We start from the raw sequence: 23,785 nt of genomic DNA, 5'->3' as shown, positions 1-23,785 counted from the left end.
CCACCCGGGGTGAAGAACCCCGAGATCAGGATCAACCCACCGAAGAGGAACAACCAGTACGAGAACGCGTTCAGCCGCGGGAACGCCACATCCGGGGCACCCAGCTGCAACGGCAGGATCAGGTTCGCGAACGCGAAGAACAACGGCGTCGCGAAGAACAACAGCATCACCGTGCCGTGCATGGTGAACAACTGGTTGTACTGCTCATTCGACAGGAACTGCAGACCCGGACGGGCCAGCTCACCACGCATGAGCATGGCCATCAGGCCACCCACCATGAACCAGGTGAACGAGGTGGCCAGGTACATCAACCCGATCACCTTGTGGTCGGTGGTCCGCAGCAGCATCGACAGCCGCGAACCCTTCTCGGCCACGTGAACCGGAGAAGGACGGCTCACGATCGGGGCAGGAGCGATCGTCACGACCCGGAGCTTAGACGGTGTGCACGCCTCCGGTCGGGCGGTCCGGGAGGCGATCCGCGGCGGTGCGTCGGCCGCCCCCGCACCCCGCCGCCGACCTGCGCCGACGCGTCCCCCGTCGGGGTGGTGTCCCGCGTTCCGAGACCAGGTCGTGACCATCGCGTTGTTTGGACGGGTCGCGTGCGGGACACATGATCAGCCGCGTTGGAGAGACCGGCGCCGACGGCACCAGCCGTCACCCCTGGGAGGTCCCCGTGCTCTGGAACATCATCGTCCTTCTCGTCATCGGCGCCGTCGCCGGCTTCATCGCCCGCGCCGTGATCCCGGGCAAGCAGAACATGTCCGTGGTCGCCACCATCGTGCTCGGCATCATCGGCTCGTTCGTGGGCAACCTGCTCGGCTCGCTGATCAGCGGCAACGGCTTCGAGCTCGGCACCGCCGGCTGGATCGGCTCGATCGTCGGCGCGATCATCGTGCTCGGCGTCTACGTGGCCGTCACCGGCCGCCGCAGCGTCCGGCGCTGATCCCGGGCGCGGATCGCCGCGCCCCGCAGGACCTCCGACGGGGGCCCGGTCCCACAGGCCGGGCCCCCGTCCGCGTGTCCGGGGTCAGGCCCGCCGGTGGGTGGTGACGTCGACCGCCACGGTCACCGCCACCCGGTCCGGCAGCCCCGCCAGCCGCTGCTCCAGCTCCTCCCCCGTCAGGTGCCGGGCGTGCGGACCCATCCCGACGAGCACCCGCACCGCGTCCCGGTCGAGCACCAGCTGCTCCCGGTGGCCGGCGGTCGCGGTGCGCACGAGGTGCGGTTCGAGGGACCCGGCCAGCCGGTCGGCCTTGGCGGGGTCGACCGACAGCAGGCCGAGCGGGCCGACGAGCTCGCCCAGGTGGTCGGCGGCCGGCGTCACCACGACCAGCCGGCCACCTACCGCGAGCACCCGCGCGGTCTCCGCGCCGTTCCGCGGCGCGAAGACCACCAGCACCCGGTCGACGGCGCCGTCGCGGACCGGCAGGCCGGCCCAGGTGTCGGCGACCACCGCCATGGCCCGCGGGTGCGCCCGGGCCGCCCGGCGGGCGGCGTACCGCGAGACGTCCAGGCAGACCCCGACGGCGCCGGGTGCGGCGTCCAGCACGCCGGCCAGGTGCGCGCCGGTGCCGCCGCCCAGGTCGAGCACGGTGCCCGGGACGCCGTCGGCGAGGACGGCGTCGGCCAGCGCGGCGGTCACCCCGGCGTAGTGGCCGGCGGCCAGGAAGGCGACCCGGTCGGCCACCATCGCCGCGGAGTCCCCGGCGTGCGGGCTGCCCCCCGGCGGCAGCAGGGTCAGGTGGCCCTGCCGGGCCCGGTCGAAGGCGTGCCCGGCGGCGCAGCGCACCCCGGCGTCGTCCGCGGCCAGCCCGGCACCGCACACGGGGCAGGCCAGCAGCCCGACCGCGGCCGGCGGCAACGGCGGGTTCACCGGCGGGGTGGCAGCCGGTGCAGCACGACGTCGCGCAGCCTGCCGGCGTCGGCGACCGCGGTCAGGTAGGTGCAGTGCGGCTGCCGCCGGCGGTCGGTCGGCGACCCGGGGTTGAGCAGCCGGAGCCCGCCGGGGGCCGTGGTGTCCCAGGGGATGTGGCTGTGCCCGAAGACCAGCAGGTCGACGTCCGGGAAGGCGGCGGCGCAGCGGGCCTCCCGGCCGGCCGCGGCACCGGTCTCGTGCACGACGGCGGTGGCGACGCCGTCCAGGTCCACCCGGGCGACCTCGGGGAGCCGGTCGCGCAGCTCGCCGTGGTCGTTGTTGCCCACGACGCCGACCAGGCGGCGCGACCGCTCCTCCAGCGCGTCCAGGAGCGCGACGTCGACCCAGTCGCCGGCGTGCAGCACGACGTCGGCGCCCTCGACCGCGGCCCAGACCTCGGCGGGCAGGTCCCTGGCCCGGCGCGGCAGGTGCGTGTCGGCGATCAGGGTCAGCGCGAGGGCCACCGGGCGGTCAGGCCCGCCGGCCGGCGGCCATCGCCCGCAGCCGGGCGTTGTAGGCGTCGAGCTCGGCGTCGCCGACCCGGTCGATGGTGCGCTCCCGCGTGCGGTTGCGGCGCTGCTCGGACCCTGCCCACTGGAAGAACACGACGGCCAGCACCAGCACGGTGGGCAGCTCGCCGAAGGACCAGGCGATCGCGCCGGCGGTGTTCTGGTCGGCCAGCGGGTCGACGCCCCAGCCGGCCGGCGGGGTGGCGAAGGTCTCCACGACCAGGCTGCCGGCCATCATGATCGCGACGCCGAAGAAGGCGTGGAACGGCATGGGCAGCAGCAGCTCGAGCATCCGGCCCGCGTGCCCGACGGTCCGCGGCCACGGGTCGGCGCCCAGGATCGGCCCGAAGAACAGCAGCCCGGTGACCAGGAAGTGGGCCAGCATGAACTGGTGGCCCAGCGGGTCGGCCATCAGGTCGTCGAACAGCGGGGTGAAGTAGACCCCGTAGAGGCTCACGATGAACAGCGGGATCGTGAAGCCCGGGTGCGAGACGAACCGGGCGAAGCGGCTGTGCAGGGCCTCCAGCAGCAGCGCCCGGGGGACGCCGGCGGTGCCCCTGCCCCGCGGCAGGGCGCGCAGCGCCATCGTCACCGGGGAGCCGAGCAGCAGCAGCAGCGGCGAGACCATCGACAGCACCATGTGCTGGGCCATGTGCACGCTGAACAGCACCATCGAGTACCCGTGCAGCTCGGTGCCGGTCACCGCGAACAGCGACACCGCGCCGGTGACGAACGACAGGGTCCGCCACCAGGGCCAGCGCACGCCCGCGCGGCGCAGCCGGGCCAGGCCGACCAGGTAGGCGAGGAGGGCGGCGACGGTCAGGTAGGCGACCCAGGACCAGCCGTCGAGGTGCGGGGTGAACAGCCGGGCCCACGTGGGCGGATCCGTGGGCATCCACATGTCGGAGTGGTCGTGCACTCCCCCACTGTCCCACCCGGGCGCCGACCCGGTCGGGGGGTCAGTCGTGGACCGGTGCCTCGTGCGCGCGGTGGGTGGCCGACTCGAGCTGGAAGGTGCAGTGCTCGACGTCGAAGTGGCCGCCCAGGCACGCGCACAGCGCGTCGAGCACCCGGCCGCCGTGGCCGTCGGCGAGGACGTCCTCGGCGACCACCACGTGGGCCGACAGCACGGGCAGGCCGGAGGTGATCGTCCAGGCGTGCAGGTCGTGCACGTCCAGGACGCCGTCGACACCCAGGATGTGCGACCGGACGTCGGCCAGGTCCACCCCGCGGGGGGCGGCCTCCAGCAGGACGTCGAGGGCGTCGCGCAGCAGCGACCAGGCCCGCGGCAGCACCAGCGCGCCGACCACGAAGGAGGCCACCACGTCGGCGCCGGTCCAGCCGGTGGTGGCGATGACCACCGCGGCGACGATGACGGCGACCGACCCCAGCGCGTCGCCGAGCACCTCCAGGTAGGCCCCGCGCATGTTCAGCGACTCGCCCTGGCCGCGGCGCAGCAGCGCCAGCGAGACCAGGTTGGCCACCAGGCCGAGGACGGCGACCGACAGCATCAGGCCGGAACGGATCTCCGGCGGGTCGCCGATCCGGCGGACGGCCTCGACGACGACGTAGGCGCCGACGCCGACCAGCAGCAGCCCGTTGCCGACCGCGGCCAGCACCTCGATGCGCTGCCAGCCGAAGGTGCGCCGGCCCGACGCGGGCCGCTGGGCGAGGGTGACCGCACCGAGCGCCAGGGCGATGCCGAGGGTGTCGGTGGCCATGTGCGCGGCGTCGGCCAGCAGGGCCAGCGACCCCGACAGCACGGCGCCGACCGCCTGGACCACCAGCACCGTGGCGGTGATGCCCAGGACGAGACCCAGCCGGCGCCGGTACCCCGCCGAGGCGGTGCCGCCGGGCGGCACGTGGGCGTGCGCGTGGTCGTGGCCCATCAGCCCGTCACCTCGCATGCGTCGTCGTGCATGCCAGGAGTGTGCCCCACGGGGCCGCCGGGTGGGGTCAGGGGACGGAGACGCCCCGCTCGGCCAGCCACGGGATCGGGTCGACCTTCTCGCCGCCGATGCCGCCCACGTGCACCTCGAAGTGCAGGTGCGGGCCGGTGGACTGGCCGCGGTTGCCCAGCAGCGCGATGGTGTCGCCGGCCTTCACGGTCTGGCCCTCGGAGACGAGGATCTCCTCCATGTGGCCGTAGACGGTCACGTCGCCGTTCTCGTGCTGGATGTAGACCGCGAGGCCGAAGCCGCTGGCCGGACCGGCCTTGATGACCACGCCGTCCATGGCCGCGTACTCCGGCGTGCCGATCGGGGCGGCCAGGTCGATGCCGGCGTGCAGCGTGCCCCAGCGGTAGCCGAAGGTGCTCGACAGCCGCGCACCGTCGACCGGCAGCACGGCCTTGGGGCGGGCGGCCTCCTCGGCGGCGGCGATCGCGGCCTGGTCGGCGGCGGCCTGCGTCTCCTGGGCGGCGGCCTGGGCGTCCTCGCGCTGCGCCCGGCTGGCGGCCATCTGCTGCAGCTGGGACACCGCGTCGCTCTCGACGACGGCCGGGTCGGGCGTCTGCAGACCCAGGGCGTCGGCGACGCTGGTGGCCTGCGCGGCAGAGGCCTCGGCGGCGGTGACCGCGGAACCGGCCTGCGCCTGCGGGTCGCCGGTGGTCAGCAGGCCGACGCCGGTGGCCCCGGCGAGGGCGGCGGCGAGGTAGAGGGTCGGCTTGCGCATCCGCGCCGGGCCGGCCAGCGACCGGGTGCGGGCGGGCTTGACCTGGCGGTGCCGCCCGCGGGGCACGCGGCCCTCGGCGATGGCCGCGATGATCTCGGCGGCGGACACCTCGACGTCCTCGCGCGGGGCGTCGGCGAGCACGACGTCGCCGTCGGCGGCCTGCGCGTGCGGGACCGGTCGGGTGCCGCCGGCGTCACCGGTGATGTGGTCGACGAGGTCGCGGGCGGCCACGGCGCGCAGCGCGGCTGCGGTGGCCGGGCCCTGGACGACGACCGGGTCGGCGGTGAACTCGTCGGACCAGATGCCGACGATCGCGTTCCACTCCCCGGTGGAGGGGTTGCGGACGTCGTCCGACACCAGCGTGCCGACCTGCCGATCCCTGCCCGTCGCCAGGAGGTGTTCCGGGTGTTGCGGGCTCATGCACCTGGCTTTCGTCAGTGGGGCTCGGGGGGAGGGCGGGACCCACTTAAACATGCCGTGACCTGGCCGTGACCAGATGGGGACCGGGATCACTGGTGTTCAGTGAGGTAGGTCACCACCAGATGTGCCAATCAGCAACCCTGGGTGATGTTGTGGCTGCACAGCGCCGACCGCATCCCACACCGCGGGACGATCATCACCAGCCGTGACGAAACCCGTACCCAGCGAGGTGTCACCCCGGCACGGCGTGTTCATGGGGTTCCGTCACCGTCCGGTTCTGCCTACCGGACGGCGGCCGGCGGGTGTCGGTGCCGACGTGACCGGTGTCATCGGGGATCGTGGATGGTCGGGACCCGATCCGGCCTTGGCCCCAGGAGACGTCCTGCCCACCCGCGCCCTGTGAGGACTGCTGTGCCCCGCGCCCTGCTCGCCCTGTCCATCGGTGCCTTCGGCATCGGCACGACCGAGTTCGTGGTCATGGGCATGCTCCCCCAGATCGCCGACGGCCTCGACGTGTCGGTGTCCGCCGTCGGGCTGCTGATCAGCGCCTACGCCGTGGGCGTCGTGGTCGGCGCCCCGACGCTCACCGCCCTCGGCGTCCGGTTCACCCCGAAGCAGACCCTCGTCGCGCTGATGGCGGTCTTCGTGGTCGGCAACGTGCTCTCCGCGCTGGCCCCCAGCTACGGCACCCTCGTCGTCGCCCGGGTCATCACCGCGCTGGCGCACGGCTCCTTCTTCGGCGTCGGCGCGGTCGCCGCCCGCCGCCTGGTGCCCCGGGAGAAGGCCACCCAGGCGATCTCGCTGATGTTCGCCGGCCTCACCGTGGCCAACGTCGTCGGCGTCCCGCTGGGCACCTTCGTGGCCCAGCAGGCCAGCTGGCGGCTGGTGCCCGCGGGGTGCGCGGTCATCGGGCTGGTGACGATCGCCGGGCTGCTGGCCTGGATGCCGGCGCTGACCGGCGAGGCGACCGACCTGCGCAGCGAGCTGCGCGCCTTCCGTCGCCGGCAGGTCTGGATGGTCCTGGGCGTGACGATGATCGGCTTCGCCGCGCTGTTCGCCGTCTACTCCTACGTCGCGCCGATCCTGACCGAGCTCGGCGGCCTCCCCGAGGCGTGGGTGACCCCGGTGCTCGCGGTGTTCGGCATCGGCACCACGATCGGCATGCTCGCCGGTGGCCGCTTCGGCGACCGGTTCGGGCTGCGCGCCGTCCTCGCCAGCCTGGTGGTGAGCGCCCTGCTGCTGGCGGCGTTCGCGCTGACCGCGCGCACACCGGTGGCCGCCGTCGTCCTGCTGGTGCTCTTCGGTGCGGTGTCCTTCGCCGCCGGCCCCGTCGTGCAGAACAAGGTCATCGAGGCCGCCCGCGTGCGCGGCGGGTCGCTGGTGTCCGCGGCCAACCAGGGCGCGTTCAACGTGGCCAACGCCCTGGGGGCCGCGCTCGGCGCCGCGGTGCTCAGCGCCGGGCAGGGGTACACCGCGCCGATCTGGGTGGGCGCGGCCCTCGCCCTGGCCGGCACCGTGCTCTGCCTGGTCGCCGTGCGCACCGAGCGGGCCGACGCCCGCACCCCCGACCCGGTCGTCGCCGACGTCGACGCCTGGGAGGGCGCGACCGCCTGCGTCACCGCGCGCTGACCGTCCTCCGGGAGTAGACCGGAGCACATGACGACGAGGGCAGACCACGCCGGGCAGTACCAGCTCGGTGACCGCACCGTGCAGCGGATGGGCTACGGCGCCATGCAGCTGGCCGGTCCGCACGTGATGGGTCCGCCGGCCGACCGGGACGCGGCGGTGGCCGTGCTGCGGCGGGCGGTCGAGCTGGGTGTCGACCACATCGACACCAGCGACTACTACGGCCCGCACGTGACCAACGAGATCATCCGCGAGGCGCTGCACCCCTACCCGGAGCAGCTGACCATCACGACCAAGATCGGGGCGCGGCGGACGCCGGAGGGCGAGTGGCCCGAGGCGTTGGGCGCCGACGAGCTGCGGCAGGCGGTGCACGACAACCTCGACCACCTCGGCCTGGACAGCCTGCACGTGGTCAACCTGCGCATGCCGGGGTTCGCCGAGCCGGTCGAGCGCTCGGTCGCCGAGCCGATGGAGACCATGGCCGCCCTGCAGGCCGAGGGCCTGGTGCAGCACATCGGGGTCAGCAACGTCAGCACCTCGATGCTGGCCGAGGCCCGCTCGATCGCGCCGGTCGTGTGCGTGCAGAACCACTACAACCTGGTGCACCGGGACGACGACGCGATGGTCGACGCGCTGGCCCGCGAGGGCATCGCCTACGTGCCGTTCTTCCCGCTCGGCGGGTTCACCCCGCTGCAGTCGCGGGCGCTGGAGTCGGTGGCCGGCCGGCTGGGCACCACGCCGATGCAGGTGGCGCTGGCCTGGCTGCTGGCCCGCTCCCCCAACGTGCTGCTCATCCCCGGCACCTCCTCGGTGGCGCACCTGGAGCAGAACCTCGAGGCCGCCGCGCGCGTGCTGGGCCCCGACGAGCTCGACGAGCTGGCGGCCATCGGCGGTCCGTGAGGCGCCTCAGCCGATGAGCGCCACCCGGCCGGTCAGCTCCGGCGAGGCCGCCGGGTGGCGCGCCAGCACCTCCGGGTCGTGCCCGGGGACCACCAGCCCCGGGTCGGCCAGCTCGCGCACCCGGTCGAAGGCGCCGTGGACGCCGGTCATGGAGTGCAGCAGCGTGCCGGGACGGTCGGTCTCCACGTTCTCGTAGAAGTGGCTGCTGTCGGAGGCGACGACGACGGCGCCGGCCGGGGTGGCGGCCCGGACGACCTGCATGCCGGCCGTGTGCCCGCCCACCCGGTGCACCGACAGGCCCGGGGCGAGCTCCGCGTCGCCGTCCAGCAGCTCCAGGCGGTCGCCGGCCCCGGCCAGGTGCGCCATGTCGGCGGGGCTGTTCAGCCAGTGCTCCCGGGTGATCCGCCGGGCCCACGGGCCGGTCCAGTACTCCCACTCGGCCCGCTGCACGACGTAGCGGGCCCGCGGCAGCTCCGCGACCGTGCCGGTGTGGTCGTAGTGCAGGTGGGTGAGGACGGCGACGTCGACGTCCCCGGGGGCGACGCCGACCTCCGCCAGCAGCGCGACCGGGGACCCGCGGTGCTCCAGGCCCGGGACCGTGGCCGCGTGGGCGGCCGAGATGCCCGCGTCCACGAGCACCGTGGCGGACCGCGAGACCGCCACCCACACGTAGTACGCGGTGGGGTGCGGGTGCGCCGAGCGGTCGTCGTGGCCCAGGAAGTGCTGGCCCCGGGTGCCCTGGCGGGTGGCGTAGCGCAGCGCCAGGACCCGCCAGAGGCCCTCGCCGCCGGGGCGGAGCTCGTCGACGAGGGCCACGGGGTCAGACGCCGGCGGTCTGCCGGCGCGCGGCCGGCTCACCGAGGTCGGCGGTGGGCACCCGGTGGGTCTCCCGCGCCGTCGCGACCGCCACGATGTTGACCAGGCAGAACACCGCGGTCACCACGGCCACGGGGAACCAGGCGTCGACGCCGTCGCCGGCGACCGCGCCGCCGATGGTCGGGGCGAACCCGGCGATCGCGAAGCCGATCTGGGTGCCCAGCGCCATGCCCGACAGCCGCACCCGGGCGGGGAACATCTCGCCGTAGAACGCCGGCCACGTGCCGCTGGTCGCGCTGTGCACGATCCCGAACATGACCAGGCCGAAGGCGAAGACCAACAAGTAGTTGCCCTGCGAGATCGACCAGAGGTAGCCGAACATCAGCACCGCGCAGCCGGCGCTGCCGAACAGGAAGACCGGCTTGCGGCCGACCCGGTCGGCCAGCCGGCCCCACAGCGGGATGGTGAACAGCGCGACGACGTTGGCCAGCACGCCGACCCACAGCATCGGGGTGCGCTCGAGCCCGACGGTGTTCACCGCGTAGTTCAGCGCGTAGACGGTGAAGATCGTGCTGACCGAGGCGATGACGGCGGCGAGGACGACCCGGAGCACGGCGGGCCAGTGGTCGCGCAGGAGCACGGCCAGCGGCAGCTTGGCCACCTCGGCGCTGGCCTTCTCCTGCTCGAAGACCGGGGTCTCCTCCAGGTTGCGGCGGATGAGGAACGCGACCAGGACGACGACCGCGGACAGGAAGAACGGGATCCGCCAGCCCCAGGTCAGCAGCTGCTCGTCGGGCAGCACGGCGATCGGGATGAAGATGGCGGTGGCCAGGATCTGGCCGCCCTGCGTGCCGCTGAGGGTGAAGCTGGTGAAGAAGGCGCGGCGGTCGTCGGGGGCGTGCTCGAGGCTCATCGAGTTGGCGCCGGCCTGCTCGCCGCCGGCGGAGAAGCCCTGCGCCAGGCGGAGCACGACGAGCGCGATCGGGGCGGCGACGCCGATGGCGGCGTAGGAGGGCAGGCAGCCGACCAGGAAGGTGGAGACACCCATGAGCAGCACGGTCAGCACCAGCACGTTCTTGCGGCCGAACTTGTCGCCCATGTGCCCGAGCACCAGGGCGCCGACCGGGCGGGCGAGGTAGCCGACGCCGAACGTGGCCAGCGCCAGCAGGGTCCCCGCGGCCGGGTTGTCGGAGGGGAAGAAGACCCGCCCGAACACCAGAGCCGCGGCGGTCCCGTAGATGAAGAAGTCGTAGTACTCGAGGGCGCTGCCGACGAAGGCGGCGGTCGCGGCCTTGCGCGGGTTGGCCACGAAGCCCGTGCCCCCCGTGGGCGGACTGGTCGGGGTCGTCACGTCGTGCTCCTCTGTGGATGCGGCGGTGCAGGGACAGTGGGGCGAGGCGGCTTATGTACCACCTGGTTAGTACGACGGAGAGGATGGAGTGGGCCGCGTCACCCTGTCAAGACGTGGGTCACATACCGCGCGTGTCGCCGCCCGACGAGGACAGCCAGGCGACCACCAGGTCGCCGATGAGCGCCCGCTGGTGGGCGCGGCGGGCGGGGTCGAGCATGTCCCGGCCGAACAGCGCCCCGAAGGTGTGCCGGTTCGCCGTCCGGAAGATGCAGTAGCTGCTGATCACCTGGTGCACATCCAGGGCGTCGACGTCGTCGCGGAACCGGCCGGCGGCCCGGCCGCGCTCGAGGATGCCGCCCAGGACGTCCAGCGCCGGGTTGGCCAGCCCGGACAGCACCGACGAACGGGCGATGTGCTCGCCGTGGTGGATGTTCTCGATGCTGACCAGCCGCACGAAGTCCGGGTGCGCCTCGTGGTGGTCGAAGGTCAGCCCGGCGACCTCGCGGACCGCGTCGACCGGGTCGAGGTGCTCGACGTCCAGCTGCTGCTCCAGGTCGCGGATGCGGGTGTAGGCGGCCTCGAGGACGGCGACGTAGAGCTGCTCCTTGCCGCCGAAGTAGTAGTAGATCATCCGCTTGGTGGTGCTGGTCTTGGCCGCGATCACGTCGACCCGGGCACCGGCGTAGCCCGAGTGCGCGAACTCCTCGGTGGCCACGGCCAGGATCTCGGCCCGCGTGCGGTCGGCGTCCCGGGTGCGTTCGGGGGTCCGCCCGGTCGTCTCGGTCACCTGCGCAGCGTAGGTGGGGGGATGGCGCCGGGGCGTGCGGTGTGGTGTCCTGGGTCTGGCGCAACTCACCAACCGGTACATACGGAGGCCCGCGTGCAGCAGTCCCGTCCCGGCGTCGTCGTCGGGCTGATCGGCTCGGGCATCGGCCCCTCGTTGAGCCCCCCGCTGCACGAGCACGAGGCCGACGCGCTGGGCCTGCGCTACGTCTACCGCCGGCTGGACATCGACGTGCTGGGCCGCGCCCCCGAGGACGTCGGCGAGATGGTCCGGGCCGCGCGGACCGCCGGGTACGACGGGCTGAACATCACCCACCCCTGCAAGCAGCTGGTCATCGACCACCTCGACGAGCTCTCCCCCGACGCCGAGGCGCTGGGCGCGGTGAACACCGTGGTCCTCGCCGGCGGCCGCGCGGTCGGCCACAACACCGACTGGTCGGGCTTCGCGCGCAACGTCGACCGGGGTCTGCCGGACGCCGCGATGGACCGGGTGGTGCTGCTGGGCGCCGGCGGCGCCGGCGCCGCCGTGGCGCACGCCCTGCTCACCCTGGGCACCGGCCGGCTGACCGTGCTGGACGTCGACCGGGGCCGCGCCGAGGGCCTGGCCGCCCAGCTGGCGGCCCGGTTCGGTGCCGACCGGGCGGACGGCGGCGACCTCGCCGACCTGGGCACGGCGACCGCGGCGGCCGACGGCCTGGTGCACGCCACGCCCACCGGGATGGCCGCCCACCCGGGCTCCGCCGTCCCCGCCGAGCTGCTGCGGCCCGAGCTGTGGGTGGCCGACATCGTCTACCGGCCGCTGGACACCGAGCTGGTGCGCACCGCCCGCGAGCGCGGCTGCCGGGTGCTCGACGGCGGCGGCATGGCGGTGTTCCAGGCGGTGGACTCCTTCCGGCTGTTCACCGGGGTGGAGCCCGACGCCGACCGGATGCTGGCCCACTTCGCGACGCTGGTCGACCCGGCGGGCACCCCCGTTGGCTGACCGCACCACCCGCCGGCGGTCGGTGGCCACGGTCTGCCTGTCCGGCACGCTGGAGGACAAGCTGGCCGCCGCGGCCGGCGCCGGGTTCGACGGCGTCGAGGTCTTCGAGCCCGACCTGGTCGCCTCGCCCTGGGCCCCGGCCGAGCTCGCCGCCCGCTGCGCCGACCTCGGCCTGGGCATCGACCTCTACCAGCCCTTCCGTGACCTGGACTCCACCGACCCGGCCACCGCGGCCCGCAACCTGCGCCGCGCCCGGGCCAAGTTCGACGTCATGGCCGACCTCGGCGTGGACACCGTCCTGGTCTGCTCGGCGGTCGCCCCCGACGCGGTCCGCGACGACGACGAGCTCACCGCGCAGCTGTCCGCGGCGGCCGACCTGGCCGCCGAGCGCGGGATGCGGATCGCCTACGAGGCACTCGCCTGGGGCTCCCACGTCTCCACCTGGGACCACTCCTGGCGGGTCGTGCAGGCCGCCGACCACCCCGCGCTGGGCCTGTGCCTGGACTCCTTCCACGTGCTCTCCCGCGGCGGTGACCCGGCCGGGTTCGCCGCCGTCCCCGGGGAGAAGCTGTTCTTCCTGCAGCTGGCCGACGCCCCGCGGCTGGACATGGACGTGCTGCAGTGGTCCCGCCACCACCGGCTCTTCCCGGGCCAGGGCGCCTTCGACCTGCCCGCCTTCCTCGGGCACGTGCTCGCCGCCGGGTATCCCGGGCCGCTGTCGCTGGAGGTGTTCAACGACGTCTTCCGGCAGTCCGACCCGGCCCGGACGGCGGTCGACGCGATGCGCTCGCTGCTGGCGCTGGAGGCCGCGCTGCCGGTCGACCCGCTGGTGCTGCCGCCCGCCCCGGCGCTGCACGGGTACGCCTTCACCGAGCTCGCCGTCGACGGCACCTCGGGCCCGGCGCTGGCCGACGTGCTGGGCCGGCTGGGGTTCGCGCACACCGGGCAGCACCGCTCCAAGCCGGTGCAGCTGTGGGAGCAGGGCGCCGCCCGCGTGCTGCTCAACGCCGGGGCACCCCGCACCGCCGAGGGCGGGGCCGCCGTCGCCGCGGTGGCGGTCGAGTCCGCCGACCCCACGGCCGCGGCCGCCCGGGCGGAGGCGCTGCTGGCCCCGGTCCTCCCCCGCTCCCGCGGCGCCGCCGAGGCCGAGCTGTCCGCGGTCGCCGCGCCCGACGGCACCCAGGTGTTCCTCGCCCGCACCGGCCCCGACGGCTGGCCGGCGGACTTCCTCCCCACCGGCGGCACGGCGGCCGGCGCGGGTCTGACCGGCACCGACCACGTCGCGCTGACCCAGCCCTACGACTCCTACGACGAGGCCGGGTTGTTCTACCGCTCGGTGCTCGGGCTGGCCGACGGCGGCGGCAGCGAGGTGGCCGCCCCCTTCGGCCTGGTCCGCTCGCGCGGGGTCACCACGCCCGACCGCGCCGTCCGGCTGGTGCTCAGCGCGTCGGTGCTGCGCCGCGGCGACTGGAGCCCGGCGGTCCCCGACCCCCAGCACGTCGCCTTCGCCACCGACGACCTGGTCGCCACCGCCCGCGCGCTGCGGGCGGCGGGTGCGCCGCTGCTCGCCGTCCCCGCGAACTACCACGACGACCTCGCGGCCCGGGTCGACCTGGACCCGCAGCTGCTGGCCGACCTGCGCGAGCACGGCCTGCTGCACGACACCGACGCGGGCGGCTCCTTCCTGCACCTCTACACCGAGGTGCTGGCCGGGCGGGTGTTCTTCGAGGTGGTGCAGCGCCTGTCCGGCTACGACGGGTACGGCGCGGTCAACACCCCGGTGCGGATGGCCGCGCACCGGCGGGCCCGTCAGGCCACCGGGGCGGGTACCCCCAGCACGCGGTCGAGGTAGGCGTTGGACAGCGTGCCGGTGGGGTCCAGCCGGTCGCGCACGGCGGTGAACTCGCCGAACCGCGGGTAGCGCTGCGCCAGGGCGGCGGCGTCCAGGCCGTGCTCCTTGCCCCAGTGCGGCCGGCCGCCGACCTCGCCGGCCAGCCGCTCCAGGGCCGCGAAGCAGTCGGCCGGGTCGCTGCGGGCGGGCACGTGCACCGCGACGTAGGCGGTGTCCCGGCCCTGCGCGGTTGAGAGCGGGACGTCGTCGGCGGCGGCGTAGCGCACCTCGGTGGGGATGGGCAGCCGCCAGCCGCGGCGGTCGGTGAGCCGCTGCAGCTCCCGCAGCAGGTCGGGGACGGCGGCCCGCGGGACGGCGTACTCGCTCTCCCGGAACCGGAACCGGCGGGTGGAGACGAACACCCGGTGCGACAGGTCGGTCGCCGTCCGGGGGCTGAGGGCGGTGGAGGCGAAGCGGGCCAGCGGCGGCACCAGCGCGGGCACCGCGCGGCCGGTGGCGATCAGGGCGGCGTAGGCGCCGTTGGACAGCAGCTCGTCCTCCCACAGCGCCTGCCACCGCGGCAGCGGCGCCAGGCCCTCGGACAGGGGGACCCGGGTGTTGCGCTTGGTCAGGCAGGTGCCGGTGTGGCCGAACCAGTGGAACTCGACGTGGTCGGTGGAGGTCATGAACCCGTCGAGATCGGCCAGCAGGGCCGCCAGCGGCATCGGCTCCTCGACCATCCGCAGCCCGAACGCGGGCACCGCCTGCAGCGTCACCGTGCTGAGCACGCCGAGGGCGCCCAGCCCGAGCCGGGCGACGGACAGCACGTCGGGGTGCTCGTCGGCCGAGCAGTCCAGCACGGTGCCGTCGGCGGTGACCAGCTGCAGGGCGCGCACCTGGGTGGCCAGCCCGCCGAACGCGGCGCCGGTGCCGTGCGTGCCGGTGGACAGCGCACCGGCGACGGTCTGCCGGTCGACGTCGCCCAGGTTGGTCAGCGCCCAGCCCTCGCGGGCCAGCACCGCGTTCAGCCGGTGCAGCGTCATGCCGGCCTGCACGGTGACCAGGCCGTCGGGGGTGATGTCGACCAGGTCGGCGTGCCGGTCGAGCACCAGCTGCACCTGCTCGGGCCGGCCGATGCCGGAGAAGGAGTGACCGCTGCCGATGGGGCGCACCCGGCGGCCGGCGACCGTCGCCTCGTGCAGCACGGTCGCGATCTCCTCGGCGCCCCGCGGGTGCCGGACCTCGATGCCGGTGGCGCGCTGGTTGCCGGCCCAGTTGCGCCACCTCACCGGGCACGCTCCACGCGGGCCTCGTCGAACACCGGCTCGGGCGACTCCCGCACCCGGCCGTCGGAACCGAAGACCAGGAACCGGTCGAAGGAGCGGGCGAACCAGCGGTCGTGGGTGACCGCGACGACGGTGCCGTCGAAGGCGGCCAGCGCCTGCTCCAGCGACTCCGCCGAGAGCACGTCGAGGTTGTCGGTGGGCTCGTCGAGCAGCAGCAGCGTCGCCCCCGACAGCTCCAGCAGCAGCACCTGGAAGCGGGCCTGCTGACCGCCCGACAGCGACCGGAACAGCGAGTCGCCGGCCGCGGCCAGCCCGTACCGGCGCAGCACCGCCATCGCCCTGCCGCGGTCGATGCCCGGCCGGCCGGGCTCGCCGTGCCACAGCAGGTCGGTGAGGGTGCGGTCCATCCACTCCGGGTGGGCGTGGGTCTGGGCGAAGAAGCCGGGGACGACGCGGGCGCCCAGCTTCCAGGTGCCGGTGTGGTCGACGTCCTGGCCGGCGAGCAGCCGCAGGAAGTGCGACTTGCCGGCCCCGTTGGACCCCAGGACCGCGACCCGGTCGCCGTAGTCCAGCTCGACGTCGAAGGGCCGCATCAGGCCGGTCAGCTCCAGGTCGGCGGCGACCAGCACCCGCACACCGGTGCGCCCGCCCGTCAGGCGCATGGACACCTCCTGCTGCGGCGGGCGCTCGGGCGGCGGGCCGGCCGCCTCGAACTTGGCCAGCCGGGTCTGCATGGCGTGGTAGCGGTTGGCCATGTCCGGGGAGTTGGCGGCCTGCTGCTGCATCGTGCGGGTGAGGTCGACCAGCCGCTGGTGCTCCTCCTCCCAGCGCAGCCGCAGCTCGGCCATCCGCTCGTGCCGCGCCTCGCGGGCGGCCGGGTAGTCGGCCCAGCGCCCGCCGTGCACCCACGCCGTCCCGCCCTCGACGGTGACCACCCGGGTGGCGACGGTGGCCAGCAGCTCGCGGTCGTGGCTGACGAACAGCACCGTCTTGCGGGTCTCGGCCAGCCGGGCCTCCAGCCAGCGCTTGCCGGGGACGTCGAGGTAGTTGTCCGGCTCGTCGAGCAGCAGCACCTGATCGGGGCCGCGCAGCAGGCACTCCAGGGCCAGCCGCTTCTGCTCCCCGCCCGACAGCGTCTGCAGCTCGCGGTACTTGCACCGCTCGTACGGGACGCCGAGCGCGGCGACGGTGACGGTGTCCCAGGTGACCTCGACGTCGTAGCCGCCGACGTCGCCCCAGTGCGCCAGGGCGTTCGCGTAGGCCATCTGCGCGGGCTCGTCGTCGCGCTCCATCATCACCAGCTCGGCGGCCTCGACGGCGTGCCAGGCCTCGCGGACGGCGGGCGGGGCGAGGTCGACGAGGAACTGCTGCACGGTCGTGGCGTCGCGCACCGACCCGATGAACTGGCGCATCACGCCCAGGCCGCCGACCACCGCGACCGAGCCGGCGTCGGGGGTCAGGTCGCCGGTGATGATCCGCAGCAGGGTGGTCTTGCCGGCGCCGTTCTCCCCCACCAGCGCGGCGACCGCGCCGTCCCCGACCCGGAAGGACACGTCGTCGAGCAGCACCCGCCCGTCGGGGAGGGTGAACCGGATCCCGGTGACGTCGACGTAGCCCACGGCGACCAGTCTGGCCGACGGGGTCCAGCACCTAGCCCAGCAGCATGGAGAACAGCACCGCGCCGGCGGCCAGCACCATCGCCAGCACGATGACCCCGGCGACGAGCCGCTGCCGCCGTCGTCCCTGCTCCCCGTTGGTCCCGCCCATGCCGAGCATGGGCGGGACCGTACCCGGGATCAGGCCGGGACGGCAGGCGCGAACGGCGACGGGGCGATCCCGGCCGCGGCCTCCATCTCCCGGACCAGCGGCAGCACCTTCGCCCCGAACTGCTCGACCTCCTCCTGGAAGTGCAGGAAGCCGCAGAGGATGAGGTCCACGCCGTGCTTGCGGAACTCCACGATGCGCTCGGCGATCTGCTCCGGGGTGCCGATCAGGTTGGTGCGGAAGCCGTCGTTGTACTGGACCAGGTCCTCGAAGGTGGAGTCCGCCCACATGCCGCGCTTGTCGCCGGTGGAGCTGCCGGCCTGCTGCACCGCGTCGCGGAACCCCTCGACGGCGGGCTTGTTCGCCTTGGCGACGATCTCCCGCAGGGTCTCCCGGGCCTCGGCCTCGGTGTCGCGGGCGATGACGAAGCCGTTGAGGCCGAACCGCACCCGGCGGCCCAGCGGGTCGGCGACCGCGCGCACGTCGCGGATCTGCTCGTCGATGCCGGCCAGGTCCTTGCCGTTGGAGAAGTACCAGTCGCTGACCCGCCCGGCCATGGCGCGGGCGGCGGTGGAGTTGCCGCCCTGGAAGATCTCCGGGTGCGGGCGGCCCTCCGACGCCAGCGGCTTGGGCTTGAGGTCGAAGTCCCGGAAGCGGTAGAAGTCGCCGCCGAGGGTGTAGCCCTCCTCGGTCCAGATGCCGCGCAGCGCGGAGATGAACTCCTCGGCCCGCCGGTAGCGCTCGTCGTGCTCCAGCCACGGCTCGCCCATGGCGGTGAACTCGCCCTTGAACCAGCCGGAGACGACGTTGACGGCGAACCGGCCGCCGCTCATGTGGTCGGCGGTGGCGCCCAGCTTGGCCAGCACGCCGGGCTGCCACAGCCCCGGGTGGACGGCGGCGATGACCTTGAGCCGCTCGGTGGCCAGCAGCAGGCCGAGGGAGAACGACGTCGACTCGTGCTGGAACTCCGCGCCGTAGCTGGCCATGTAGCGGACCTGGGAGAGGGCGTACTCGAAGCCGACGGCCTCGGCGGTCTGCGCGAGCTTCCTGTTGTAGTCGTAGCCCCAGTCGGTGCGCTGCTCGATGGTCGAGGTGACCAGGCCGCCGCTGACGTTGGGGACCCAGTAGGCGAACTTGGTCGCCGCGGGCTGCTCGGGGGTGGGCACCTGGTCGGTCATGCACCCGAGGGAACCACAGCGACCTGGTGGGGAATCACGCGCGGGCCGGGCGCCGACCCCACAGCAGGGTGTCCAGCGCGGTGCCGGCCGGGGTCTCGCGGGGCAGCTGCTCGAGCCGGTCGACGTCCAGCCGGGCCGCCACCGGGGCCAGCCGGTCGACCGAGTGCAGGATCGCGGTGTCCTGCGGGCCGCCGACCCCGTGCGCCACGTTGTCCACGTCGTGGCCGAGCACCAGCAGGTGCCCACCGGGGCGCAGCCACCCGACCGCGCGGGTCAGCAGCTCGGTCGTCTCCGGCTCGGGCAGGTGCAGGTAGACCACCAGCACCAGGTCCAGGGACGCCTGCGCCGCCGTCCAGGTGGTCACGTCGGCGACCGACCACAGCACGTCGGGGCCGTGCCAGGTCGCGCGGCCCCGGTCCAGGCCGACGGCGGAGAAGTCGACCGCGGTGACCCGCCACCCGCGGGCGGCCAGCCAGAGCGCGTGCCGGCCCTCCCCCGCGGCGAGGTCGACGGCGGTGCCCGGCGCCAGGTCGGCGCACAGCTGCGCCACCACCGGGTTCGGGTCGGCCGACCACTGCTGCTTCTCGGCGTAGCGGGCGTCCCAGTCGGTGGCGTGCACGGCGGCACCGTAGTGGTCGGGACTGGGCCCCGGCTGTGACCGCTGCGCACACGATCGGGTGGTCTCGTGAGGCCGGTCGCAGTTCCCGTCCACCGGGAGGCACCGCTCGGCGGTGCGGCCCGGTGCGGCGACCATGGCGGCGTGCCCCTCGCCGCCCACCACCTGATCGGTCACCGCCCACCGGCGGTCCCCGCGCTGTGGGCGGCGGCCGGGCGGCGGGCGCTGTCGGCCGCGCTCTGCGTGGCGGTCCCCCTCGGCGCCGGGGTCGCCGCCGGGCACGCCGACCTGGGGTCGGCCGCGGCGCTGGGCGGGCTGACCGCGGTCTACGGCCACCAGCTGTCCTACCGCCGGCGGGCGGCGGTGGTCGCCGGGTGCGGGGCGGTGCTGGTGCTGGCCGTCGCGGTCTGCGGTCTGGTCGGCGGGTCACCGGTGGCGCTGTCGGTGGTGCTGGGCCTGCTCGCCGGTGCCGCCGCCGCGGCCACCGCGGTGCTGCGCGTCGGCCCGCCCGGGGCCCTGGGCGTCGTCCTGGTCGGCGGCAGCGCCAGCGCGCTCGGCGCCGCGCCGTCGGCGCTGGCCGGCCACGTGGCGGCCGCGGCGGGCGGGGCCGCGCTCGCCTGGTTCGTGGTGATGGCGCCCTGGGTCCGCGACCCGGCAGGGCCCGAGCGCCGCGCGGTGGCCGCGGCCGCCGCGGCGGTCGCCGGGTCCGCCCCGCCCGAGGTGGTGGCCCGCGCGCTGCGGGTCGCCGACGCGGCGGTCGCCGGGGGCACCCGGCGCCGACCGTCCCTGCGGCCCCGCGTGCACGAGCTGGAGGCCGCCTTCCTGCACGGGCTGTCGCCCGCCGACGTCCCGCCGGTCCCGCCGTCCGCCCCGGCCGGCAGCCCGGTCCGGGACCTGCCCGCCTGGGTCGCCACGGCGCTGCGCACCACCGCCGGGGTCGCCGCGGCGGGCCTGGTCGCCGCCGCGCTGGGGCTGGGCAGCACCTACTGGGCGTCCACGACGGCGGTCGCGGTGCTGATGGGCACCGGCGCCCGGGCCGCGCGGACCCGCGCGGTGCACCGCGTCACCGGCACCCTGGCCGGGGTCGGCGTCGCCGGGCTGCTGCTGGCCGCGGACCTGCCGGTCGGGGTCGAGGTGGTCGTCGTCGGCCTGCTGCTCGTGGGGGTGGAGCTGCTGGTCGCGGCGCAGTACGTGCTCGCGGTCGCGCTCATCACGCCGCTGTCGCTGATGCTCGTGCACGTCGGCGTCCCGGGCCGCAGCGGCGCGGAGCTCATCGGGACCCGGCTCACCGAGACCGTGGTCGGCATCGCGCTGGCACTGGCCGCGGGCCTGCTGCTGCTCCCCCGGGCGGCCAGCCGCCGGCTGCCCGCCGCGGTCAGCGCCGCCGAGCGGGCGACGGCCGCGCTGGTCGCGGGCGCCGGCGACGAGGGCGTGCTGCGGGGCGCGCTGGAGGGCCTGGACGAGGTCGGGACGGCGGCGCGGGCGGAGCTGCGCCCGGCGGCGGGGACGGCGGCCTGGCTGCACCGGGCCCGGTGGACCGCCGACGTCGGGTGGGGCCTGCTGGCCGCCCGGGCCCGCGGGGAGGCCGACCTGGCCGCCGCGCTGGGCGAGCGCGTCCGGGTGCACGGGACCGTTTCGGCCCCCGTCGACGAGGGGCATGGGCCCTGATGTCTCGCGTCCAGGGAACGGCGCCGGCACCTCCTGCCCGCCCGAGCCCAGGGATCCCCCATGCCTCCTGCACGCAAGCCCGACCAGTCCGCCCCCGCCCAGGTCAGCGCCACCGGCGTCCCGTTCGAGGCGCCAGGCGGCGACCGCGACCCGCGCGCCCAGGGCGGCGACGCCCTCACCTCGCCCAACGGGGTGCGGATCCCCGACACCGACCACGCGCTGAAGGCGGGCCGGCGCGGTCCGACCCTGCTGGAGGACTTCCACCTCCGCGAGAAGGTCAGCCACTTCGACCACGAGCGCATCCCCGAGCGTGCGGTGCACGCCCGCGGCGCCGGGGCGCACGGCGTCTTCACCGCCAACGGGACGGCGGCCAGCATCACCCGCGCACCGGTGCTGGCCGAGGAGGGCCTGCAGACGCCGGTGTTCGTGCGGTTCTCCACCGTGCTGGGGTCCCGCGGCTCGGCCGACACCGCCCGTGACACCCGCGGGTTCGCGACGAAGTTCTACACCAAGGAGGGCACCTGGGACCTGGTCGGCAACAACATGCCGGTCTTCTTCGTCCAGGAGGCCATCAAGTTCCCCGACCTCATCCACGCCGCCAAGCCCAGCCCGGACCGGGAGATCCCGCAGGCGCAGTCGGCGCACGACTCGTTCTGGGACTTCGTCTCCCTGCACACCGAGGCCACCCACCACGTGCTGTGGAACATGAGCGACCGGGGCATTCCGCGCAGCTACCGGATGATGGAGGGCTTCGGCGTCCACTCCTTCCGGATGGTCAACCAGGCGCGCGAGACGGTGCTGGTGCAGTTCAAGTGGACCCCCAAGCTGGGCGTGCACTCCCTGACCTGGGAGGAGGCGCAGCTGGCCATGGGCACCGACCCGGACTTCCACCGCCGCGACCTCGCCGACGCCATCGAGGCGGGCGCCTTCCCGGAGTGGGAGCTGGGTGTGCAGGTCTTCCCCGACACCGAGGACCAGATGTTCGAGGGCATCGACCTGCTCGACCCCACCAAGATCGTGCCGGAGGAGATGGTGCCGGTGCAGACGATCGGCACGCTCGTGCTGAACGCCAACCCGACCAACTACTTCAGCGAGACCGAGCAGGTCGCGTTCAACACCGGCCACGTGGTGCCCGGCATCGAGTTCACCGACGACCCGCTGCTGCAGGGCCGCAACTTCTCCTACCAGGACACCCAGCTCACCCGCCTCGGCGGACCGAACTGGACCCAGCTGCCGATCAACCGCCCGCACGTGCCGGTCAACGACGACCACCGCGACGGCTTCATGCAGCAGGGCGTGCCGACCGGGCAGGCGCCGTACTCCCCCAACACCGTCGACGGCGGCTCACCGCGGCCCGCCGGGTGGGACGAGGGCGGCTACGTCGTCGTCCCGCGGAAGGTGGAGGGCGAGGTCGTGCGCGCGGTGGCCTCCTCCTTCGACGACCACTTCAGCCAGCCCGCGATGTTCTGGGCGTCGTTGTCCGACGTCGAGAAGACGCACACCGTCGAGGCGTACACCTTCGAGCTCGGCAAGGTCTACGAGCAGCCGATCAAGGAGCGGGTGCTCGGCGTGCTGGCCCACGTCGACACCGAGCTGGCCGCCCTGGTCGCCGACGGGCTGGGCCTGCCCGCCCCCGAGGGCACCCCGGCCGAGCACCTGCCCGCCTCCCCCGCGCTCGCCCAGGTCACGGGCGAGTCGTTCCCGCTGGACGGCCGGCAGGTCGCCGTCGTCGCCGGACCCGACGCCGACCTGGCCGGCATCGCGGCTCTGCGCCAGGCCCTGGACGCCGAGGGCGCCCAGCTCAAGGTGCTGGCACCGCGTGGCGGCGTGCTGGGGACGGGCGAGGACCAGCAGGTGGTCGAGCGGACGAACCTGACCGCCCGCTCGGTCGAGTTCGACGCCGTCGTCGTGGCCGACGGCGCCCCGGACGACGGCGACGTCAAGGCCGTCGTCCTGCTGCAGGAGGCCCTGCGCCAGCTCAAGCCGTTCGCGGCCTGGGGCTCGGGTGCACAGGTGCTGACGTCGGCGGGGGTGTCCGGTCCGGGTGTGTTCACCGGCGCGTCCGTGGCCGACGTGGTCGGGGACCTGGTGGCCGCGATGGGGCAGCACCGGGTCTGGGAGCGCGCCGAGCTGGTCACCGCCTCCGCCGTCCCGCCCGCGGTCTGACCACCCGCCCCCGTCGTCCCACCGGGGCGGCGGGGGCGGCACCCTCGCGGTCAGGCCAGCTGGTCGACCGCCCGCTGCAGGTCCTCGGCCGACACGGGCCCGGGGTAGGCCGCGGCGACCCGCCCCCGGTCGTCCAGCACGACGGTGGACGGCGTGCTGGTCAGCGGCCACGCCCGGAAGGCGGTGGCGAGCTCGCCGCCGGGGTCGTCGATCGACGGGTAGCTGATGCCCTGGTGGACGCGGAACTGCTCGGCGAGCTCGGGGCTGTCGCGCAGCGCGACGCCGACGACCAGGACGTCGGGGTTCCTGTCGGCGAGGTCCTGCAGCTCGGGGACCTCCAGCCGGCAGGGCGGGCACCAGCTGCCCCAGAAGTTGACGACGGTGACGACGCCGTCGGTGCGCGCGGGGTCGAAGGTGCCGCCGCCCAGCAGGTCGCCCGCCACGGGCGGTGCGGGGTCGCGGTCGGCCACCGGGATGACCTCGCCGGGCGGGGTCGGGTCGGCGCCCCCGCTGCAGCCGGTGAGCACGAGCAGCGCGGCCAGGCCGAGCACCGCCGCCCTCACCGCCGTCGCCTCCCGGGCGGGACCAGCAGCGCGGCGGCCAGCAGGACGACGGTGCCCGGGTCGGCCGGGCCCTCGGCGGTGGCCTGGATGTCGGGGCTGCCGATCCAGCCGGCACGGCCCAGCGGCCAGATGATCAGCGACGCCTTGCCGATGACGTCGTCGACGGAGACCGGGCCGTGGTCCCGCGAGTCGGCGGAGTCGCCGCGGTGGTCGCCCATCACCCAGAGCTGCCCGGTCGCGAGCGTCACCGGGCCGAACGCGCGCTGGTCGTCCTGGTAGAGGTAGGGCTCGTCGAGGGGCGAGCCGTCGACGGTGACCCGGCCCTGGTTGTCGCAGCACTGCACGGTCTGCCCGCCGACCGCGATGACCCGCTTGACGAAGTCGCGGTCGCTGGGCGGGGCGGTGCCGACCGCGCGGCCGACGAACAGGGCGGCCCGCGCGAACCAGTTCCCCGGCTCGTCGGCCTGCCCCTCCGACGGCCAGGTGTCCGGGCCCTCGAAGACCACGACGTCACCGGGCTGCGGGTCGCCGAACCAGTAGGGCGGCTTGGTCACCAGGATCCGGTCGGCGGTGCAGCCGGTGCACCCGTGCAGCGTCTGCTCCATCGACGCCGACGGGATGTAGAACGGCTGCACCAGGAAGGTCTTGACCAGCACCGCCAGGACGACGGCGACCAGCAGCAGGACCGGCAGCTCCTTGAGCAGCGACCCCTGCTTCCTCCCCGGGTCCGCCACGGGC

Annotated in this window: 23 protein-coding genes; 7 read left to right on the top strand and 16 right to left on the bottom strand. The window is 74.8% G+C overall.

Annotated features, from left to right (window positions below):
• The coding region (locus BLT39_RS22775; RefSeq protein WP_242658565.1) for a cbb3-type cytochrome c oxidase subunit I at positions 1-422 on the bottom strand (422 nt) is incomplete at its 3' end.
• Positions 423-610: 188 nt separating this feature from the next.
• On the opposite strand from BLT39_RS22775, the gene BLT39_RS19750 reads away from it, so the two are divergent.
• Positions 611-943, top strand: a complete 333-nt coding sequence (locus BLT39_RS19750) for a GlsB/YeaQ/YmgE family stress response membrane protein (RefSeq protein WP_242658564.1) — start codon at positions 611-613, stop codon at positions 941-943.
• An 84-nt stretch (positions 944-1,027) separates the two neighbouring features.
• Here BLT39_RS19750 and BLT39_RS19745 read toward each other — a convergent pair whose 3' ends face one another.
• The 5 genes from BLT39_RS19745 to BLT39_RS19725 form a co-directional block, all read right to left on the bottom strand.
• Complete coding sequence (locus BLT39_RS19745; protein ID WP_242658563.1) at positions 1,028-1,873, bottom strand: putative RNA methyltransferase; 846 nt, start codon at positions 1,871-1,873, stop codon at positions 1,028-1,030.
• Complete coding sequence (locus BLT39_RS19740; protein ID WP_091068066.1) at positions 1,870-2,379, bottom strand: metallophosphoesterase family protein; 510 nt, start codon at positions 2,377-2,379, stop codon at positions 1,870-1,872. The genes BLT39_RS19745 and BLT39_RS19740 overlap by 4 nt, the downstream gene beginning before the upstream one ends.
• Positions 2,380-2,386: 7 nt before the next feature.
• The gene (locus tag BLT39_RS19735) at positions 2,387-3,343 is read right to left on the bottom strand and encodes a cytochrome c oxidase assembly protein (protein ID WP_242658562.1); all 957 of its coding nucleotides are present in this window, start codon (positions 3,341-3,343) and stop codon (positions 2,387-2,389) included.
• Between the two features lie 40 nt (positions 3,344-3,383).
• Positions 3,384-4,313: a cation diffusion facilitator family transporter gene (locus tag BLT39_RS19730; RefSeq protein WP_091068062.1), complete on the bottom strand. Its 930-nt coding sequence runs from the start codon at positions 4,311-4,313 to the stop codon at positions 3,384-3,386.
• A 67-nt stretch (positions 4,314-4,380) separates the two neighbouring features.
• Positions 4,381-5,454 (bottom strand): M23 family metallopeptidase, encoded by a 1,074-nt coding sequence (locus BLT39_RS19725; RefSeq protein WP_242658561.1) that lies wholly within the window; start codon positions 5,452-5,454, stop codon positions 4,381-4,383.
• A 474-nt stretch (positions 5,455-5,928) separates the two neighbouring features.
• Here BLT39_RS19725 and BLT39_RS19720 point away from each other — a divergent pair, with 474 nt between their 5' ends.
• Positions 5,929-7,146, top strand: a complete 1,218-nt coding sequence (locus BLT39_RS19720; RefSeq protein WP_091068059.1) for an MFS transporter — start codon at positions 5,929-5,931, stop codon at positions 7,144-7,146.
• A 27-nt stretch (positions 7,147-7,173) separates the two neighbouring features.
• Positions 7,174-8,043 carry an oxidoreductase gene (locus tag BLT39_RS19715; protein WP_091068055.1) on the top strand — a complete coding sequence of 290 codons (870 nt, stop codon included), beginning with the start codon at positions 7,174-7,176 and terminating at the stop codon, positions 8,041-8,043.
• Positions 8,044-8,049: 6 nt separating this feature from the next.
• On the opposite strand, the gene BLT39_RS19710 is transcribed toward BLT39_RS19715, so the two are convergent.
• From BLT39_RS19710 to BLT39_RS19700, 3 genes are all read right to left on the bottom strand, one after another.
• On the bottom strand, positions 8,050-8,859 hold the full coding sequence (locus tag BLT39_RS19710; RefSeq protein ID WP_091068171.1) for an N-acyl homoserine lactonase family protein: 810 nt from the start codon (positions 8,857-8,859) through the stop codon (positions 8,050-8,052).
• Between the two features lie 4 nt (positions 8,860-8,863).
• A complete protein-coding gene (locus BLT39_RS19705) occupies positions 8,864-10,210 on the bottom strand; it encodes an MFS transporter (RefSeq protein ID WP_091068052.1) in 1,347 nt (448 codons plus the stop codon).
• Between the two features lie 118 nt (positions 10,211-10,328).
• Positions 10,329-10,997, bottom strand: a complete 669-nt coding sequence (locus BLT39_RS19700) for a TetR/AcrR family transcriptional regulator (protein ID WP_242658560.1) — start codon at positions 10,995-10,997, stop codon at positions 10,329-10,331.
• A gap of 93 nt (positions 10,998-11,090) precedes the next feature.
• On the opposite strand from BLT39_RS19700, the gene BLT39_RS19695 reads away from it, so the two are divergent.
• A complete protein-coding gene (locus BLT39_RS19695) occupies positions 11,091-11,975 on the top strand; it encodes a shikimate dehydrogenase (RefSeq protein ID WP_242658559.1) in 885 nt (294 codons plus the stop codon).
• Positions 11,968-13,827 (top strand): sugar phosphate isomerase/epimerase and 4-hydroxyphenylpyruvate domain-containing protein, encoded by a 1,860-nt coding sequence (locus BLT39_RS19690; RefSeq protein ID WP_091068044.1) that lies wholly within the window; start codon positions 11,968-11,970, stop codon positions 13,825-13,827. Before BLT39_RS19695 ends, BLT39_RS19690 begins: the two co-directional genes overlap by 8 nt.
• Here the strand turns inward: BLT39_RS19690 and BLT39_RS19685 are convergent.
• Genes BLT39_RS19685 through BLT39_RS19670 form a run of 5 tightly spaced genes read right to left on the bottom strand, consistent with a single transcriptional unit; the run spans position 13,785 to position 18,653 of the window.
• The gene (locus BLT39_RS19685; protein WP_091068040.1) at positions 13,785-15,095 is read right to left on the bottom strand and encodes a D-arabinono-1,4-lactone oxidase; all 1,311 of its coding nucleotides are present in this window, start codon (positions 15,093-15,095) and stop codon (positions 13,785-13,787) included. The two genes, BLT39_RS19690 and BLT39_RS19685, sit on opposite strands and share 43 nt — an antisense overlap.
• Entirely contained in the window at positions 15,092-16,711 is a 1,620-nt protein-coding gene (locus tag BLT39_RS19680) for an ABC-F family ATP-binding cassette domain-containing protein (RefSeq protein WP_091068037.1), read from the bottom strand. Before BLT39_RS19680 ends, BLT39_RS19685 begins: the two co-directional genes overlap by 4 nt.
• Positions 16,712-16,742: 31 nt before the next feature.
• Positions 16,743-16,868, bottom strand: coding sequence for a hypothetical protein (locus tag BLT39_RS23415; protein ID WP_278247019.1), 126 nt, complete (start codon positions 16,866-16,868; stop codon positions 16,743-16,745).
• Between the two features lie 20 nt (positions 16,869-16,888).
• Positions 16,889-18,034 (bottom strand): dimethylsulfone monooxygenase SfnG, encoded by a 1,146-nt coding sequence (gene sfnG, locus BLT39_RS19675; RefSeq protein ID WP_091068034.1) that lies wholly within the window; start codon positions 18,032-18,034, stop codon positions 16,889-16,891.
• Between the two features lie 34 nt (positions 18,035-18,068).
• On the bottom strand, positions 18,069-18,653 hold the full coding sequence (locus BLT39_RS19670) for a class I SAM-dependent methyltransferase (protein WP_091068163.1): 585 nt from the start codon (positions 18,651-18,653) through the stop codon (positions 18,069-18,071).
• A 141-nt stretch (positions 18,654-18,794) separates the two neighbouring features.
• Here BLT39_RS19670 and BLT39_RS19665 point away from each other — a divergent pair, with 141 nt between their 5' ends.
• Positions 18,795-20,318, top strand: coding sequence for an FUSC family protein (locus BLT39_RS19665; protein WP_091068031.1), 1,524 nt, complete (start codon positions 18,795-18,797; stop codon positions 20,316-20,318).
• 60 nt (positions 20,319-20,378) lie between these two features.
• Positions 20,379-22,484 carry a catalase gene (locus tag BLT39_RS19660; RefSeq protein WP_091068028.1) on the top strand — a complete coding sequence of 702 codons (2,106 nt, stop codon included), beginning with the start codon at positions 20,379-20,381 and terminating at the stop codon, positions 22,482-22,484.
• 50 nt (positions 22,485-22,534) lie between these two features.
• Here BLT39_RS19660 and BLT39_RS19655 read toward each other — a convergent pair whose 3' ends face one another.
• Both BLT39_RS19655 and lepB read right to left on the bottom strand, forming a co-directional pair.
• On the bottom strand, positions 22,535-23,047 hold the full coding sequence (locus tag BLT39_RS19655) for a TlpA family protein disulfide reductase (protein ID WP_091068024.1): 513 nt from the start codon (positions 23,045-23,047) through the stop codon (positions 22,535-22,537).
• Entirely contained in the window at positions 23,044-23,781 is a 738-nt protein-coding gene (gene lepB / locus BLT39_RS19650) for a signal peptidase I (RefSeq protein WP_242658558.1), read from the bottom strand. The genes BLT39_RS19655 and lepB overlap by 4 nt, the downstream gene beginning before the upstream one ends.
• Positions 23,782-23,785 lie beyond the last annotated feature (4 nt).

It is taken from the genome of Klenkia brasiliensis (assembly GCF_900100695.1).
Taxonomy (GTDB): Bacteria; Actinomycetota; Actinomycetes; order Mycobacteriales; family Geodermatophilaceae; genus Klenkia; species Klenkia brasiliensis.
Note: the sequence above shows the minus strand (reverse complement) of the source record. Positions and strands in the feature narration are given on the sequence as shown.

Bases quoted from the DNA above. Each gene is read 5' to 3' on its own strand.
- sfnG (WP_091068034.1), bottom strand. From the start codon at position 18,034: ATGACCGACCAGGTGCCCACCCCCGAGCAGCCCGCGGCGACCAAGTTC.
- BLT39_RS19715 (WP_091068055.1), top strand. From the start codon at position 7,174: ATGACGACGAGGGCAGACCACGCCGGGCAGTACCAGCTCGGTGACCGC.
- BLT39_RS19730 (WP_091068062.1), bottom strand. From the start codon at position 4,313: ATGGGCCACGACCACGCGCACGCCCACGTGCCGCCCGGCGGCACCGCC.
- BLT39_RS23415 (WP_278247019.1), bottom strand. From the start codon at position 16,868: ATGCTCGGCATGGGCGGGACCAACGGGGAGCAGGGACGACGGCGGCAG.
- BLT39_RS19750 (WP_242658564.1), top strand. From the start codon at position 611: ATGATCAGCCGCGTTGGAGAGACCGGCGCCGACGGCACCAGCCGTCAC.
- BLT39_RS19660 (WP_091068028.1), top strand. From the start codon at position 20,379: ATGCCTCCTGCACGCAAGCCCGACCAGTCCGCCCCCGCCCAGGTCAGC.